This window comes from Rhodococcus sp. WB1 (assembly GCF_001700945.1).
GTDB classification, from domain to species: domain Bacteria; phylum Actinomycetota; class Actinomycetes; order Mycobacteriales; family Mycobacteriaceae; genus Rhodococcus; species Rhodococcus aetherivorans.
Genome location: NZ_CP015529.1, coordinates 2,414,857 through 2,432,175, shown reverse-complemented (window position 1 = coordinate 2,432,175; position 17,319 = coordinate 2,414,857). Strand labels below are relative to the sequence as shown.

The following is a 17,319-nucleotide window of genomic DNA, read 5'->3' as shown; positions in this document are numbered from 1 at the left end:
CGGTGGCCCCCACCGCTGTGGTCAGCCCCCCAGGGCGTCGGGATCGAGGATGTTGGCGAGGCGCACCTGCCCGTGGGCGACGGTGCGGTCCTGTTCGTCGGTGATGGCGACCTGCCACAGCTGCTGGCTGCGCCCGCGCTGGATGGGGGTGGCGGTGGCGGTGAGCACACCCTCGCGGGTGGCGCGGATGAAGTCGGTGTTGTTGTTGACCCCCACCACCTTGCCGCGGTCGCCGAGCCAGATGCTGCCGGCAAAGCTGGCGACGGACTCGACGACCGCGCAGTAGACGCCGCCGTGGACGATGCCGAACGGCTGGTGCTGGGTCGGGGTGACGGTCCAGTGCGCGCGGACCCGGTCCGGGCCGAGTTCGGTGAACTCGAGGCCGAGGACGGAGCCGAAGCCGTTGTTGTGCTGTTCGGTGACGGCCGCGGGGTCGGTCAGGTGCTCCTGCGTGGGCAGATCGGTCATGTGTCACTCCGTCCGGGTCGTGCCAGCTCCCTGGCGCGGGCCCGGCGGCGGTCGCCGGGTCTGGAAGGGATGCTAGGACATCGCCGGTGGCACGCAGTGCCGGGACGAGCCGGCGGGCCTCGCGTCGTGGACGCGAGGCCCGCCGCGGGAAGGACCGGGAGTCTCTGCAGCCCTCAGGACTCCGGCGCGGTCCGGCGGTCGCAACACTCTCGACTATAGGTAAGGCTTGCCTAATTTGGCAAGCCCTCGGACCGGCAGGCCCAGCGTCAGGAACGCATCCAGCAGAAGCTGGCCGCGACGCGCCGCGACGGAGCGGGAGGTGCCGGCCAGCAGGGGAATCTGGGCCGCACCCGCCACGACGGCGCGGCCCAGGAGGGACCAGAACCGCAGCGCGTCGGTGGGGGCGCACAGTGCCAGCGAGGCGTGCGCGGCATGCAGCGCGGTGCCGGCCCGGTGGGCGGTCCACCGCGCGAGCGCCTCCTCGCACGGCAGCACGACGACCGTGTCGTCGGCGGCCGCGGGGTCGTCGGGCAACACGCGCAGGGTGTCGTCGGCGACCGCGGCCCAGTCGATGCCTCCGTCGCTGTCCTGGTGGATCCACAGGTTGTCGAGTCCGGGGTCCCAGCAGCGTGCCTCGAGCAGGTAGGGGGCGAGCACCCGGCCCGCGACGACATGGACGAGGGCGCCGGCCACCTGGTCGGCGGCGATCCGCGGGTCGGCGACGTCCTCGAGCGCGCGGGCGTGGAGCAGCGCGATCCGCCGGTCCCGCTCGGCGTCGGCGAGCCGCCACCAGCGGCGGCGCGGCTCGTCGTCGATGCGGGCGACGGCGTAGACGCGCGGGGCGTGCGGCGTCAGCAGGCGCAGGCGGGCGTCCGTGTCCACGAACGCGCGGACCTGCGCTGCGGTGGATCGGGGTGGCAGCAGGGTTGTCATCCACACCTCCTGATCGGCGAGCTGCTGTGGTTAGGTAAGCCTAACCATTACATTACGGGCCGGCGGATGCAACCCGGAAGATAGGGTTCGGTAACCTAACCTCCGTTCGGCCGAGTTCGCGTCCCCCGAGGAGCCCGCCCCTGTGACCACCCTCCGCCCCCCGGACACACCGGCCTCTGCCGCTGTACCTCCCTCCCTGGCCCGACGCCTCGTCGCCGAGGCCCTCGACCTGGCCCTGCTCGCCGTTCCCGCCGGCATCGGCCTGCTGCTCGTGCAGGCACTCGCCGACGCCAACGGCGGCGGGCAGACCGACCGGGTCGTCTTCGGGGGCACCGCACTGGCCGCCACCGTCGGCCTGCAATGGTGGAACCGCGGGCACCGCGAGGGCAGCACCGGGTGCAGCCTCGGCAAGCAGTGGACCGGCCTGATCACGCGCGACGCCGCGGACGGCGGCCCGGCCGGCACGCGGCGCAGCCTGCTGCGGCGCGGCACCGAGGTCGTCACCGACCGCGTCGCCGCCGCCGCGGGCTTCACCCCCCGCGCCGCCGACACGAGCCTCGCGGCGCTCCGCCGTCGCCGGCTCCTCGGCCTGCTCGCCATCGGCGGCGTCCTGGGGGTGGTGCTGCTCGCCGGGATCGCCGTCGGCGCGCGACCGATGACCATCGCCGAGGTCGTCCACGCGCTGACCGTCGACGACGGCTCCGACACCGACGTCATCGTGCACACCCTGCGGATCCCGCGCACGGTCCTCGGACTCGTGGTCGGCATCGCACTCGGCGTCGCCGGCGCCCTCATCCAGGGCCACACCCGCAATCCGCTGGCCGACGCGGGACTGCTCGGCCTCAACGCGGGCGCCGCGTTCCTGGTGGTGCTCTCGATCTACCTGCTGGGCATGTCCACCCCCGCCCAGTACCTGTGGTTCGCCTTCGCCGGGTCCCTCGCCGCCAGCGTCGTGGTCTTCGGGCTGTCCTCCCTCGGCGGTGGCCGCGCCGGGCCGCTGAGCCTGGCCCTGGCCGGCGCCGCCGTCGCCTTCTTCCTGCAGGCCATGACGCATGCGGTGGTGCTGCTCGACCAGACCACCCTCGACGGATACCGGTTCTGGATCGTCGGCTCCGTCGCCGGACGCGACCTCGAGGTGCTGTGGCAGGTGCTGCCGTTCCTCGCGGCCGGGCTCGTCATCGCGGTGGCCAACACGCCCGGCCTCAACGTCCTCGGACTCGGCGAGGACGTGGCCCGCTCCCTCGGCACGAACGTCGTCGCGGCCCGCACCGTCGGCATCGTCGCCATCACCCTGCTCACCGGCGCGGCCACGGCGGCGTGCGGGCCGATCGCGTTCATCGGGCTCGTGGTCCCGCACGTGGCGCGGGCCGTCACCGGACCCGACTATCGCTGGCTGGTCCCCTATTCGGGCCTGCTCGGCGGCGCGCTGCTCGTCCTCGCCGACGTGATCGGCCGGATCGTCGTGCGGCCCGGCGAACTGCAGGTCGGCATCGTGCTCGCGCTGATGGGGGCGCCGTTCTTCATCGCCCTGGTCCGCCGGCGCCGGCTGGTGGCGCTGTGACCGCGCCCGCGACGACGCACCCCGCACCGGACCGGCCGACGGTCCCGTCCCGTCCGGCCCTGCGGCTCGGCCCGGTCTCGCTCGTGTGGCGCCCGCGCATGGTGGTCGTGTGCCTGGCGCTGGTGGTGGCGACGTTCCTGCTGCTGTGCGTGGGCCTCGGCCGGGGCGACTATCCGTTGTCGGTGCCGCAGGTGCTCGCCGTCCTGGCCGGCGGCGGGGAACAGCTCGACCGGTTCATCGTGCTCGAGTTGCGGCTGCCCCGTGGCCTGGCGGCGGTGCTCGTCGGCGCGGCCCTGGCCGTCTCCGGGGCGCTGACCCAGACGGTCTCGCGCAATCCCCTGGCCAGCCCCGACATTCTGGGCATCACGGCCGGGGCGAGCGCGGCCGCCGTCGCCCTGATCGTCGCCACCGGGTCCGGAGTGCTCGGCGGGGCGCTCGGCGCGCTCGGCCTGCCGCTCGCGGCGCTGCTGGGGGGCCTGCTCACCGCGGCGGCGGTGTACGTGCTGGCCTGGCGCGGCGGCGTCGAGGGCTTCCGGCTGGTGCTGATCGGCATCGGCGCCAACGCCCTGTTCGTCGCGCTGACCAACTGGATGCTCGTCTCGGCCGACATCAACGACGTCTCGCAGGCCCAGGTGTGGCTCACCGGGTCGCTCAACGGTGCCGGGTGGTCCCAGGTGGTGCCCACGGCGCTCGCGCTCGCCGTGCTCGGCGGCTGGCTCGTCACCGGCGCGTTCACGATGGGCGCGCTGCGGCTCGGGGACGACACCGCCCGCTCGCTCGGGGTGCGGCTGCAGACCCAGCGGGCGGTGCTGCTGCTCTCCGCGTGCGCGCTGGCCGGGATCGCCACCGCGGCGGCCGGCCCCATCGGGTTCGTCGCATTGGCCGCCCCTCAGGTCGCGTTGCGGCTGGTCCGCTCCCCCGGCCCGCCGCTGATCGCCTCGGCCCTGACCGGGGCGGCGCTCGTCGTCGCGGCCGACATCCTCGCCCGGACGGTGCTGCCGGTGGCCCTGCCCGTCGGGCTGGTCACCTCCGCGCTCGGCGGCCCGTTCCTGCTGTACCTGCTCGTGCGCTCCAACCGAAAGGTCTCCGTATGACCGGCATCTCCCGCGACATCGGCGCGCCCGCAGCCCAACCGGCGGCGGCCGCGGCGCCGCGGCTCGTCGCCGAGCACCTGGCCCTGGGCTACGGCGACCGGCTCGTCGTCGACGACCTGGATCTCACCGTGCCCACCGGCGTGATCACCACGGTGATCGGTCCCAACGGTTGCGGCAAGTCCACCCTGCTGCGGGCCCTGGGCCGGCTGCTGCGCCCGCGTCGCGGCACCGTGCTCCTCGACGGGCACGCGATCTCCTCGATGCGCACCCGCGACGTCGCGCGGGTGCTGGGGATGCTGCCGCAGGCCCCCGTCGCGCCGGAGGGCCTGACCGTCGCCGACCTCGTCGCACGCGGACGGCATCCGCACCAGTCGTGGCTGCGCCAGTGGTCCGCCGACGACGAGGGCGAGGTCGCCGTCGCGCTGGAACGCACCGGCATCGCGGATCTGGCCGACCGCCCGGTCGATCAGCTCTCGGGCGGGCAGCGGCAGCGGGCGTGGATCTCGATGGCGCTGGCGCAGGGCACCGACATCCTGCTGCTCGACGAGCCGACCACCTATCTGGATCTGGCGCATTCGGTGGAGGTGCTCGACCTCGTCGACCGCCTGCACTCGGAGCTGGGGCGCACCGTGGTGATGGTGTTGCACGATCTGAATCTCGCGATCCGCTACAGCGACCATCTCGTGGTGATGAAGGACGGGCGGATCGTGCGGTCGGGGGCGCCGGCGGAGGTGATCACCGAGGAGTTGCTGCGGGAGGTCTTCGCGCTCGACGCCGCGGTGATCGACGATCCGGTCTCGGACCGGCCGCTGATCGTGCCGATCGGCACCCGCCACGTCGTCGGCACCGCGGGCGGCCCGGCGGCCACGAGAACACGTACTACTTCGGGTAGTACGACACGTACGTCGGAGACCCGGTAAACTCGTGTCATGGCAGCACTCGGAGAACTCGAACGCGCAGTGATGGACCACCTGTGGTCCTCCACCGAACCCCAGACCGTCCGGCAGGTCCACGAGGCCCTCGCCGCCCGGCGCTCCCTCGCGTACACCACCGTCATGACCGTTCTCCAGCGCCTCGCGAAGAAGAACCTCGTCATCCAGCAGCGCGACGACCGCGCCCACCGCTACGTGCCGGTGCACGGCCGCGAAGAACTCGTCGCCAGCCTCATGGTCGACGCCCTGGATCAGGCCGACGAGTCCGCCGGCCGGGTCGCCGCCCTCGTCCACTTCATCGGGCGTGTCAATCCCGACGAGGCCGCCGCGCTGCGCGAGGCCCTCGCCGCCCTCGAGGCCGAGGAGGAAGGGCACGCCCGTCCCGCCGTCGCCGACCCGGGTACCGGTCGGGCGAGCTGACTGGCACACTCGGTGCCATGAACGCGACCACTGCGCTGGTCTTCGGCATCCTTGCGCTGCTGCTGGCAGGACCGGTACCGGCCCTGCTCAGCCGTGCCACCTGGCCGTACCGCAACCCCCGCGCCGCCCTGGTGCTGTGGCAGGCGGTGGCCCTCGCGGCCGTGCTGTCCGCGTTCAGTTCCGGCCTGGCCATCGCGTCGCTGCTGCTCGTCCCCGGCGAGGACGGCCGCCCCACCACCGCCCCGCTGCAGGAGATCGACGCGCTGGGCCTGCCCCTGTGGCTGACCTACGTGGTGGTCTTCGCCCTCACCCTGCTGATCGGTGCACGGTTGATGTATTCGATTCTGCGGGTCGGCGTCCGAACCCGCCGCCGCCGGGCCCGGCACCGCATGCTCGTCGACCTGCTCGACCGGCGCGACAGCGGCGCGTCGGTACGCCAGCTGTCCTACGTGCGCGTCCTCGACACCGCCGAACCCGTCGCCTACTGCCTGCCGGGCCTGCGGCACCGGGTCGTGCTCAGCGAAGGCACCCTCGACCACCTCGGCGACGACGAGATCCGCGCCGTCCTCGGCCACGAGCACTCGCACCTGCGGGCCCGGCACGACCTCGTGCTCGAGGCGTTCACCGCCGTCTACGAGGCGTTCCCCCGCTGGGTGCGGTCCAAGTCGGCGCTCGGCTCGGTGCAGCTGCTCGTCGAGATGCTCGCCGACGACTCCGCCGTGCGCGTCACCGGACCCACCCCGCTGGCCCGGGCCCTGGTGGCCTGCGCCGGCGCCCGCACCCCCCAGGGCGCCCTCGCCGTCGGTGGCCCCTCCACGCTGCTGCGGGTCAAACGCCTCGCCGAACCCGGACCGGACCTGCGCACCGCCGTCATCGCGTACGCCGCCGCCGTCGCGATCCTCGTCGTGCCCACCATCGCGGTCGCCGTGCCGTGGCTGACCGAACTCGGCCGCCTGCTGCGCGCCTGGTGAACCGGCGCCGGCCCCACCCGTAGCACGCCCCCGATTTCGATCCCGTCCGGGTTCGGGGGAAGCTGTACCCATGACCGTCGAACGCACCGAGAATCCCCGCGCCCAGATCGGCGTGACCGGCCTGGCCGTCATGGGATCGAACATCGCCCGTAACTTCGCCCGCCACGGCCACACCGTCGCGCTGCACAACCGCAGTGTCGCCAAGACCGACGCCCTGCTCGAAGCCCACGGCGACGACGGCGACTTCGTGCGCACCGAAACCATCGAAGAGTTCGTCGCCGCCCTGCAGAAGCCGCGCCGGGTGCTCATCATGGTCAAGGCCGGCGAGGCCACCGACGCGGTCATCGAGGAACTCGCGAACGCGATGGAACCCGGCGACATCATCATCGACGGCGGCAACGCCCTCTACACCGACACCATCCGCCGCGAAGCCGCACTGCGCGAACGCGGCCTGCACTTCGTCGGCGCCGGCATCTCCGGCGGCGAGGAAGGCGCCCTCAACGGGCCGTCGATCATGCCCGGTGGCCCCACGGAGTCCTACGAGGCCCTCGGCCCCCTTCTCGAGTCCATCTCCGCCCACGTCGACGGCACCCCGTGCTGCACCCACATCGGCCCCGACGGCTCCGGCCATTTCGTGAAGATGGTGCACAACGGCATCGAGTACGCCGACATGCAGCTCATCGGCGAGGCCTACAACCTGCTGCGCGACGCCCTCGGCTACGACGCCACGACGATCGCCGACGTGTTCTCCGAGTGGAACACCGGCACCCTCGAGTCCTACCTGATCGAGATCACCGCCGACGTCCTGCGCCAGACCGACGCCACCACCGGCAAGCCCCTCGTCGACGTCATCGTCGACGCCGCCGAGCAGAAGGGCACCGGCCGCTGGACCGTCAAGTCCGCCCTCGACCTCGGCGTCCCGGTCACCGGCATCGCCGAGGCCGTCTTCGCCCGCGCCCTGTCCGGCTCCCGCACCCAGCGCGCGGCGGCCCGCGGCCTGGCCTCCGGCGCCCTCGGCGACAAGCCCGCCGACGCCACACAGTTCACCGAGGACATCCGCCGCGCCCTGTACGCGTCGAAGATCGTCGCCTACGCCCAGGGCTTCGACCAGATCGCCGCCGGCAGCGCCGAATACGGCTGGAACGTCGACCGCGCCGCCCTGGCCACCATCTGGCGCGGCGGCTGCATCATCCGCGCCCAGTTCCTCAACCGCATCAAGGAGGCCTACGACGCCGACCCGCAGCTGCCCAGCCTGATCCTCGCCCCCTACTTCCGCGAGGCCATCGAAGCCGGCATCGACAGCTGGCGCCGCGTCGTGGCCACCGCCACCATGCTCGGCATCCCCGTCCCCGCGTTCGCCTCGTCGCTGTCGTACTACGACGGGCTGCGCGCCGAACGTCTGCCCGCGGCCCTCACCCAGGGCCAGCGCGACTTCTTCGGCGCCCACACCTACGAGCGCATCGACGCCGACGGCAAGTTCCACACCCTCTGGAGCGGCGACCGCAGCGAGATCCGCGCCTGACCGCGCCCGCACCGACGCCGCCGTAGGGCATAGTTTGTGCCCATGAGCGGCACCGTCACGGCGTCCGTCGTGTGCGCGCTGGCCGCCGCGATCCTGTTCGCGGCGGCCAGCGTCGCCCAGCAGCGCTCCGCCGAAGCCGTCCCCGCCGGCGAGTCCCTCGTCGCCGCCCTGATCCGCAGCCCCCGCTGGTGGGCCGGGGTACTCGGTGACGGCGGCGGCTACCTGCTGCAGGTCGCCGCGCTCGCCCTCGGGCCGGTCCTGGTGGTCCAGCCGCTGCTGGTGTCGTCGCTGCTGTTCGCCCTCCCCCTGTCCGCGGCGTTCTCCGGGTCTCGCATCACCCGTCCCACCTGGCTGACCGCGGCGGCACTGTGCGCGGCTCTCGTCGTGTTCCTCGTCGTCGGCGACCCCACCGCCGGGGAGATCGACGCCCCCGGGCACGAGTGGGTGCTCCCGCTCGGCGTGGTGTGCGCCGTCGTGCTCGCCGCCACCGCGATCGGGCTGTTCGGCCGCGACCGCGGCACCCGGGCGCTGGCCCTCGGCGCGGCCAGCGGCCTGCTCTACGGGGTGGCGGTGGCGTTCACCAAGTACGTCACCGACCTGTTCGAGCACGGCCTGCGGCCCGTGGTCGGCGCCTGGCAGACCTGGGCCCTGGTCACCGCCGGCCTCCTCGGCGTCTACCTGCAGCAACGCGCCTTCCAAGCCGGCCCGCTCGCCGCATCCCTGCCGGCCGTCACCATCGGCGAGCCCCTCGCCGCCGTCTTCCTCGGCATGACCGTCCTCGACGAACGGCTCCGGGTGGACGGCCCGGGACTCGCCCTCGTCGTCGCCTCGGTCGGCGTGATGCTGATCGCCACGGTGGCGCTCTCACGCAGCCAGGCCCGGCTCACCGCACCCGCCGGCGCCGGCGCGTAACATTCGCCGGGTGCGCTTCCTCGACGGTCACCAGCCCCCGTACGACCTGACGTACGACGACGTGTTCCTCGTCCCGGACCGATCCGCCGTCGCATCCCGGTTCGACGTGGACCTGTCCACGGTCGACGGCTCCGGCACCACCATCCCCATCGTGGTCGCCAACATGACCGCCGTGTCCGGCCGCCGCATGGCCGAGACCGTCGCCCGCCGCGGCGGGCTCGTCGTGCTCCCCCAGGACCTGCCGGCCGGCACCGCCGCCGAGACCGTCGCGTTCGTCAAGAGCCGCCACCTCGTCGCCGACACCCCCGTCACCCTCGGCCCCGAGGACTCCGTCTCCGACGCCCTCGCCCTGCTGCCCAAACGCGCCCACCGCGCCGTCGTGGTGGTCGACGAGAACCGCCGCCCCGTCGGCGTCGTCACCGAGGCGTCCTGCCGCGAGGTGGACCGGTTCGCGCGGCTGCGGTCGGTCGCCATCCGCGACTTCGCCACCGCCCCCGTCGGCTCGTCCCCGCGGGAGGCGTTCGCGCTGCTCGAGGCCAAGCACGACCCGTTGGTTGTCCTCACCCACGACGACGGCACCCTCGCCGGGGTCCTGACCCGCACCGGCGCCGTCCGCGCCGGCATCTACAGCCCGGCCGTCGACGCCGACGGCGCCCTGCGCATCGGTGCCGCCGTCGGCGTCAACGGCGACGTCGCCGCCAAGGCCGCCGGACTGGTCGACGCCGGCGTCGACCTGCTCGTCCTCGACACCGCGCACGGGCACCAGGAGAAGATGCTCGACGCCCTGAAGCGGATCAAGGCGCTCGATCTGCCCGTCCCGCTCGTCGCCGGCAACGTCGTCTCCGCCGCCGGCACCCGCGAACTGCTCGACGCCGGCGCGGACATCGTCAAGGTCGGCGTCGGCCCCGGCGCCATGTGCACCACCCGCATGATGACCGGCGTCGGGCGCCCCCAGTTCTCCGCCGTCGCCGAATGCGCCCACACCGCCCGCGACCTCGGCGCGCACGTGTGGGCCGACGGCGGTGTGCGTCACCCCCGCGACGTCGCGCTCGCCGTCGCCGCCGGCGCCGCCAACGTCATGATCGGGTCCTGGTTCGCCGGCACCTACGAATCCCCCGGCGAGCTGCGCTACGACGAGACCGGACACCCCTACAAGGAGAGCTTCGGCATGGCCTCCAAGCGCGCGGTGGCCGCCCGCACCGTCGACGACTCCGCCTTCGACCGCGCCCGCAAGGCCCTGTTCGAGGAGGGCATCTCCACCTCCCGGATCCGCATCGACCCGCAACGGCCGGGCGTGGAGGACCTGATCGACCACATCTGCTCCGGGGTGCGCAGCACCTGCACCTACGCCGGCGCCCGCACCCTCGAGGACCTGCACGAGCGGGCCGTGCTCGGGGTCCAGTCGGCGGCCGGCTTCGCCGAGGGACGGCCCCTGCCCACCGGTTGGTGACCGCGCCGCCGCTGCGGAGCCGGACACGGCCCGTAGAATGAGGCCTCACCGTGAAACGCCCGCCCCTTTTCGATGATCGGGCCCGACGAGAGGAACCCGGTGCCCGCGGCACCCACCACCACTTCGACAGGACCCCTGGCCACCGCGGCCGACGCGGAGTCCGACTCCGCCGGTTCGGAGGGCTCCCCTAGCGAGCCGGGTGACAAACCCGGCGGGACCTACTCGACACCGGAGCGCAGCTTCCATTCGATACCGGAGCGGAACTCCCGGTCGGCACCGGAGCGGAGCTCCCGGTCGGCACCGGAGCGGAGCTCCCGGTCGGCACCGGGACGGTGCTGATGTCCGTCTTCCTGTCCATTCTCAGCCTGGTCGGCTTCATCGCCCTCACCGCGGGCACCGCCGTGTTCGTGGCGGCCGAATTCTCCCTGACCGCCCTCGAACGCAGCACCGTCGACGCCCACGCGCGCGACGGCGACCTGCGCGCGCGACAGGTGCAGCACGCCCACCGCACCCTGTCCTTCCAGCTCTCCGGCGCCCAGCTCGGCATCACCATCACCACCCTGATCACCGGCTACCTCGCCGAACCGGTCCTCGCCCGGTTTCTCGACCCGCTGCTGCGCGCGGCCGGGCTCGGCGCCGGCGTGGCCTCCGGCATCTCCCTGGCCCTGGCGCTGATCATCGCCACGTCGTTCTCGATGATCTTCGGTGAACTCGTGCCGAAGAACCTCGCCATCGCGCGGCCCCTGGCCACCGCCCGCGCCACCGCGGGCCTGCAGGCCGGCTTCTCGCTGGTCTTCAAGTGGGCCATCGTCGGGCTCAACGGCGCCGCCAACCGGATCGTGCGGCGATTGGGCATCGAACCGGCCGAGGAACTGCGCTCGGCGCGCTCCCCGGAGGAACTCGGTTCCCTGGTCCGGGCCTCGGCGGAACGCGGCGCCCTCGACGAGAACACGGCGCTGCTGGTCGGGCGCTCGCTGCGCTTCGGGGAACGCACCGCCGAGGACCTCATGACCCCCCGCGTGACCATCGAGTCACTCGACGTCCACGACACCGTCCTCGACCTCATCGACGCCTCGTCACGCACCGGCTACTCCCGCTTCCCCGTCGTCGACGGCGATCTCGACGCCACCGTCGGCGTCGTGCACGTCAAGCACGCGTTCACCGTGCCCGCCCGGCGCCGCGCCCACACCCAGCTGCGCACCCTCGCCCGGCAGGTGCCCGTCGTGCCGTCCACCCTCGACGGTGACGCGGTCATGGAACGGGTCCGCTCCGACGGCATGCAGGTCGCGCTCGTCGTCGACGAGTACGGCGGTACCGCCGGCATCGTCACCATGGAGGACCTGATCGAGGAGATCGTCGGCGACGTCCGCGACGAGCACGACGAACCCGAGCCCGAGGCGCAGCGCGTCGAGCAGGGCTGGTCCTGCTCCGGGCTGCTCCGCATCGACGAGGTGGCCCACCTGACGGGATACCTCGCCCCGGACGGCGAGTACGAGACCCTCGGCGGCCTGATCCTCACCGAGCTCGGGGAGATCCCCGCATCCGGCGACGAGGTGCTGCTGCCGCACCGGCCCGGCGACGCCCATCACCGGTGGCGTGCCCACGTCCTCGAGATGGACGGGCACCGCATCGACCGGGTCCTGCTCGTCCCCGTCGACGAGCCCGCCGGCGAGGACGACCACGCACCGGACGACGAGAGGGGGGACCGGCGATGAACGACTGGCTCGCGGTGCTGCTCACCGTCCTGCTGCTCGCCGGCAACGCCTTCTTCGTCGGCGCCGAGTTCGCCCTCATCACCGCCCGCCGCGACCGGCTCGAAACCCTCGTCGGGCAGGGCAAGAAGAGGGCACGGACCGTCATCGACGCGGGCGAGCACCTGTCGCTGATGCTCGCCGGGTCCCAGCTCGGCATCACCATCTGCTCGATCCTGCTCGGCCGCGTCGGCGAACCGGCGATCGCCCACCTGATCGAACAACCCATGCATGCGCTCGGCGTCCCGGACTCCCTGCTGCACCCGATCGGCTTCGCGCTCGCCCTCGCGATCGTGGTGGTGCTGCACATCCTGCTCGGCGAGATGGTCCCGAAGAACATCGCCATCGCCGGACCGGAGCGGTCGGCGATGCTGCTCGTGCCGGCACACCTGCTGTTCATGAAGGTGGCCCGGCCGCTGATCGCCTTCTACAACCTGTGCGCCAACGTCAGCCTGCGGTTGCTGCGGGTGGAACCGAAGGACGAACTCGACGTCACCGTCACCGAGATCGAACTGTCCGAGATGATCGGTGAGTCCCGCTCCGAGGGGCTGCTGGACGAGGAGGAACACCGGCGCCTGACCAAGGCACTCGCGACGAGCGGACGAACCGTCGCCGACGTGACGATCCCCCTGTCCGGGGTCCGCACCGTTCCGCTCGGCCCGGCCGGCACCACCCTCGGGGCCGTCGAGCGGGCCGTCATCGAGACCGGCTACTCCCGGTACCCGGCGGAGACCCCGGCCGGGGAACTGGCCGGCTATCTGCACCTGAAGGACGTGCTCGACCTCGTCCGCGACGAGTCCTCGGGACCGGACACGATCATCGCGACCGCGGAGATCCGGCCGTTGCCGCCGGTGCCGGTCGACGCCCCCCTCGACGACGCCCTGTCGCTGCTGCGGCGCACCAGTTCCCACCTCGGCGGAGTCGTCGACGAGCACGGCAGGGTCATCGGCATCGTCGCGCTCGAGGACCTCGTCGAACAATTCGTCGGCACCGTGCGCGACACCACCCACCGGATCGCCGACCCGGGACCGGGACCCCGGACGTGAACCCCGCCCCGACCACCCCGGCGCCCGCCGGCCGGCGCAGCACCGCGATGGAATCATTGCAGCACCGATGCAGTCGTTACGGGCGGGAACCATGAGTGCGGTCCTGGCACCCGAGCAGTGGCTGCCGCGCCGGGAGCGGCACCGCCACCGGCTGACGGCGCTGCTCGGCCCCTACCTCGACCGGCGAGCGCGCGGCGCCACCCACCCGGTGATCGACTTCCTGTTCACCTACTACAGCTTCACGCCGTCCCAGCTCATGCGCTGGCACCCCGGCTTCGGATCCACCCTCACCGGCTCCGCGTCGGCGGAGTACGCCACCCTGCGGGGCTACCGGACCACCGGCACCGGGGTCACGGTCGACCCCACCCACCTGGCCCGGCGGCGCGAGACCGTCCGATACGTCGCCGGCCTGCTCGAGGCCACCGCATCCCGGCCCGCGCACTTCGGCTGCTTCGGTCTCCACGAATGGGCGATGCTCTACCGCACTCGGCCCGAAGACGTCCGCCACAGCTCCGTACCCCTGCGCCTCGGCCACACCGGCACCGACACCGTCGTCGAGTCGTTGCAGCTGCGCTGCACGCATTACGACGCGTACCGGTTCTTCACCCCGGACGCCGGCCCCCTCAACATCGAACCGCTCACCCGCGACGACCAGGTACGGCGGGAACAACCGGGCTGCCTGCACGCCGCCATGGACCTGTACAAATACTGCTACAAGCTCACCCCGCTGCTCGACACGGACCTGACGGTCGACTGCTTCGAGCTGGCCTACGCCGCCCGGGAACTCGACATGCGGGCCAGCCCGTACGACCTGAGCGAGTACGGCTACCCCCCGGTACCGATCGAAACACCCCGCGGACGAGCGGAGTACGTCCGCGAGCAGACGGTCCTGGCCGAGCGGTCCACCGCGCTGCGCGCGGCGCTGCTCGACCGGTGCCACCGGCTGCTCGACGCCGACCGGGAGCACGCCGGCCGCCGCTGAGCGGACACCGCCGCCTGCCCTCTCCCCGGGACGTCCCCGGCGCGCGACTCGGCACCCGCGACGATCGATATCCCTCCCCGCCGGGTCTACGCTGAAGTCTGGAGAGGCCACGACCCGATGCTGTACGTCTCCGTCCTGGGTGAGCAGTCGATCACCGACGACACGACCGGCGCCGTCGTGACGCGGTCCCCCCGCGGCACGACCCTGGTCGCCTACCTCGCCCTCCACGCCGGAGTTCCACAGCCCCGCCAGCTCATCGCCCCCCTGTTCTGGCCCGACTCGACGACCGCCCAGGCCCTGACCAACCTGCGCCGCGAACTGCACCACCTGCGCCGCGCCCTCGACGACGACCCGGCCGTCGGAGTGACCTCCCGGGATCTGTGCTGGCGCGACACCGAGACCAGCCGGGTGGACCTACGGACCTTCACCGTCGAGTACCACGCCGCCCTGGCGGCCGCGACGAGCGGCGACGACGAGGCGGCGCTGCGGCACGCCACCACGGCGCTCGCCGAATACCGCGGCTCCCTGCTGCCCGGCATGTACGACGACTGGATCCTCGAGGCCCGTTCGGATCTCGAACGGCACTGCGTCGACCTGTGCGATCTGCTGTGCCGGCTCCGGGCCCGCACCGGCGACCTCCCCGGGGCGATCGACGCCGCCCGCCGCCGGATCCACCTGCGGCCCCTGGAAGAGGGCGGATACCGCACCCTGATGCACCTGCAGGCCGAGCACGGCGACCGCGCCGCCGCGGTGAGCACCTATCACCGCTGCGCCGCCCTCCTCGAACGTGAACTCGGGGTGGCACCGGACCCGGCGACGCGCACACTCGCCGACCGCCTGCTCGCCCACGCGGCCCCCACCGCGGCCGCCCGCCCGACCGCCGAGCCGGCGGCCCGGCGGCCCGGACTCGCCGCCCCGGCACTCGTCGGACGCTCACGCGAACTCCGTCGGCTGCACGAGGCGTGGCGCACGGCGGCCGCCGGCCGCCCCACCCTCGTCCTCGTCACCGGCGGCGCCGGCGTCGGCAAGACCCGCCTGGTCGCCGAGATCGCCGACACGGCCCGCGCACAACCCGCAGTGGTGGCGAGCACCCAGTGCTTCGGAACGTCCGGACGGCTCGCCCTCGCCCCGGTCGCGGACTGGCTCCGAACCCCCGCGGTCCAGCCCACGCTCGCCGCGCTCGACCCGCTCTGGCGCGCCGAGGTCGACAGGCTCGTACCGTCCGGCACCACCCGCCCGGAACCCGGCGCCGGCCTCCGGGCGATGGTCGACGCCTGGCAGCGCCTCCGGTTCTTCGAAGGCCTGGCGCGGGCCCTGATCGGCGGCGGCCGCCCGGTCCTGCTGACCCTCGACAGCATCCAGTGGTGCGACCCGGAGACGCTGACGTTCCTGACGTTCTGCCTGTCCCTGACCCCCGACGCGCCCCTGATGGTGGCCGCGACAGCCCGCACCGACGACACCGACGAGAGCCGGGACCTCGAGCAATGGGCCGTCCGGATGCGGACCGCCGGTCTGCTCACCGAGCTGCCACTGCAGCCCCTGGGGGTCTCCGGCACCGCCCGCCTGGCCGAGGCGCTCGGCGGGTGCCCGCTCGACCTGCAGGACGCCGAACTGCTGCACGCGACCACCGGAGGCTTCCCGCTCTACATCATCGAAGCGATGCACAGCGGACCGGACCTCGCCCCCGCCGGCAGCCTGGCCGACGTGCTGCACGACCGGATCGAGCAGGTGAGCCCCGCCGCACGGGACGTCGCCGGACTCGCCGCGGCGGTAGGCCGCAACTTCACCCTCGACCTGCTCACCGAGGCCAGCGACCTCGACGCCGACGCCGTGGTGCGCGCCGTCGACGAGCTGTGGCAACGCAGAATCCTGCGACAGTTCCGCGACGGCTACGACTTCTCCCACGACCTGCTCCGCGACGCCGCCTACGCCCGGATCAGCCCGCCCCAGCGCTGGCTGCTGCACCGCCGTCTCGCGCAGAGCCTCGAATTGCTGCACGCCGACGACAGCGACAGCGTCTCGGCGCAACTCGCCGAGCAGTACGCCCGCGGGGGACGACCGGACCGGGCAGTGGCCTACTACCGTCGCGCGGCCGATGTCGCCTCGAGCACCTTCGCCCACACCGAGGCGATCCGACTGCACAAGAAGGCGCTCGTCATCGCCCGCACCCAATTCGAGGGGCGCAGCGCCGCCGTACAGGAACTCGCCGTCCGCGAAGCGATGGCGGCGCCGCTCAACGCCAGATACGGCTACTCCTCCCCCGAACTGCAACAGACCCTCGAGCGCTCGATCCGGCTGGCCGCATCCCTCGGCCGCAAGGACTCCCTCCTGGCCGGCCTCGTCGGGCTCTGGTCGTCGCGGTTCGTGCAGGGAAACATTGCCGGCGCCCACGAGGTGGCGACCCGCGCCCTGACCCTCGTCGACCCCGGCTCCCCGCTGAGCGGATCGGCCCACTTCGCATTCGCCGGTTCGGCGGTCGAGCTCGGCCGCCCCGAGGAGGCGCTCCACCACTTCGACCGCGCGGCCGCACTGACCCGGGGCGCTCCCTCGTTGACCGTCGGCACCCGGCCCGACGTGCACGGCAGCGCCTGGGCGGCACACGCCCACTGGCTGCTCGGCCACAACGACGCCGCACTGACCTGCTGCAACGAGGCCGTCCGGCTGGCCCGGACGATCGATCATCCGTACAGCCTGGCCGTCGCCCTGGCCTACAGCGGCATCACCCACCACCTGCGGGCAGACCCCGCCGCCCTCGACGTCGCCGTCGCGGAACTGACCGACCTGTGCGTCCGGTACGGATTCGCCTACTACAGCGAGTGGGCGCTGATTCTCGGCGGTTGGTCCCGCGGCGGCGAGGCCGGCCTCACGCAGGCGCGGCGCGGCATCGACACACTCCGAGCGGCCGGTTCGTTCGCCCGGATGCCGTACTGGCTCTCGCTGCTCGCCGACCTGTCGGTGCGGGAAGGAGATCCCGGCGCCGCCCGCGCCGCGCTCGATGCCGCCCTCGTCGCCGGACAGGCCCGCGACGACCTGTGGTGGCTGCCCGAGGTGATGCGGATGCGCGCGGCGCACGACGACCACGACGCCGCGATCGCGCGGCTGCGCGCCGCCGCCCGGACCGCGGCCGCCCACGGCAGTGCCGCCCTGCTCCGGCGCTGCGCGCGGGACCTCGCCGAACACGGCGTTCACCTGCCGCTCCCGGGCGTTCCCCCGGCCCCGTGACCGGCTGCGCGCACTCGAACGCTGCGCGAACGCCCCCTTCCTAGGGTCGACGGTA

General features: G+C 73.1%; 14 protein-coding genes. 12 read left to right on the top strand and 2 right to left on the bottom strand.

What is annotated here, in order from left to right; genetic code table 11:
* Window positions 1–21 precede the first annotated feature (21 nt).
* Window positions 22–468, bottom strand: coding sequence for a PaaI family thioesterase (locus tag A4U64_RS10785; protein WP_006936807.1), 447 nt, complete (start codon window positions 466–468; stop codon window positions 22–24).
* A 213-nt stretch (window positions 469–681) separates the two neighbouring features.
* Entirely contained in the window at window positions 682–1,401 is a 720-nt protein-coding gene (locus A4U64_RS10780) for a hypothetical protein (RefSeq protein WP_050035280.1), read from the bottom strand.
* Window positions 1,402–1,543: 142 nt separating this feature from the next.
* On the opposite strand from A4U64_RS10780, the gene A4U64_RS10775 reads away from it, so the two are divergent.
* From A4U64_RS10775 to A4U64_RS10720, 12 genes are all read left to right on the top strand, one after another.
* Complete coding sequence (locus A4U64_RS10775) at window positions 1,544–2,962, top strand: FecCD family ABC transporter permease (protein WP_029543814.1); 1,419 nt, start codon at window positions 1,544–1,546, stop codon at window positions 2,960–2,962.
* On the top strand, window positions 2,959–4,056 hold the full coding sequence (locus A4U64_RS10770) for a FecCD family ABC transporter permease (RefSeq protein ID WP_006936803.1): 1,098 nt from the start codon (window positions 2,959–2,961) through the stop codon (window positions 4,054–4,056). Before A4U64_RS10775 ends, A4U64_RS10770 begins: the two co-directional genes overlap by 4 nt.
* Window positions 4,053–4,976: an ABC transporter ATP-binding protein gene (locus A4U64_RS10765; RefSeq protein WP_050035281.1), complete on the top strand. Its 924-nt coding sequence runs from the start codon at window positions 4,053–4,055 to the stop codon at window positions 4,974–4,976. Before A4U64_RS10770 ends, A4U64_RS10765 begins: the two co-directional genes overlap by 4 nt.
* 9 nt (window positions 4,977–4,985) lie before the next feature.
* Window positions 4,986–5,408 (top strand): BlaI/MecI/CopY family transcriptional regulator, encoded by a 423-nt coding sequence (locus tag A4U64_RS10760; RefSeq protein WP_006936801.1) that lies wholly within the window; start codon window positions 4,986–4,988, stop codon window positions 5,406–5,408.
* Between the two features lie 17 nt (window positions 5,409–5,425).
* Entirely contained in the window at window positions 5,426–6,379 is a 954-nt protein-coding gene (locus tag A4U64_RS10755) for a M56 family metallopeptidase (protein WP_006936800.1), read from the top strand.
* Between the two features lie 70 nt (window positions 6,380–6,449).
* Complete coding sequence (gndA, locus tag A4U64_RS10750) at window positions 6,450–7,901, top strand: NADP-dependent phosphogluconate dehydrogenase (protein WP_029543818.1); 1,452 nt, start codon at window positions 6,450–6,452, stop codon at window positions 7,899–7,901.
* Window positions 7,902–7,943: 42 nt separating this feature from the next.
* Window positions 7,944–8,813, top strand: a complete 870-nt coding sequence (locus A4U64_RS10745; protein WP_029543820.1) for a DMT family transporter — start codon at window positions 7,944–7,946, stop codon at window positions 8,811–8,813.
* A gap of 10 nt (window positions 8,814–8,823) precedes the next feature.
* Window positions 8,824–10,263, top strand: a complete 1,440-nt coding sequence (locus tag A4U64_RS10740) for a GuaB1 family IMP dehydrogenase-related protein (protein WP_006936796.1) — start codon at window positions 8,824–8,826, stop codon at window positions 10,261–10,263.
* Window positions 10,264–10,601: 338 nt separating this feature from the next.
* A complete protein-coding gene (locus A4U64_RS10735) occupies window positions 10,602–11,978 on the top strand; it encodes a hemolysin family protein (RefSeq protein ID WP_029543823.1) in 1,377 nt (458 codons plus the stop codon).
* Entirely contained in the window at window positions 11,975–13,060 is a 1,086-nt protein-coding gene (locus tag A4U64_RS10730; RefSeq protein ID WP_065922546.1) for a hemolysin family protein, read from the top strand. Before A4U64_RS10735 ends, A4U64_RS10730 begins: the two co-directional genes overlap by 4 nt.
* A gap of 91 nt (window positions 13,061–13,151) precedes the next feature.
* Window positions 13,152–14,042 carry a hypothetical protein gene (locus A4U64_RS10725; RefSeq protein ID WP_006936790.1) on the top strand — a complete coding sequence of 297 codons (891 nt, stop codon included), beginning with the start codon at window positions 13,152–13,154 and terminating at the stop codon, window positions 14,040–14,042.
* Between the two features lie 117 nt (window positions 14,043–14,159).
* Window positions 14,160–17,264 (top strand): ATP-binding protein, encoded by a 3,105-nt coding sequence (locus A4U64_RS10720; RefSeq protein ID WP_029543828.1) that lies wholly within the window; start codon window positions 14,160–14,162, stop codon window positions 17,262–17,264.
* The last annotated feature ends 55 nt before the right edge of the window (window positions 17,265–17,319 follow it).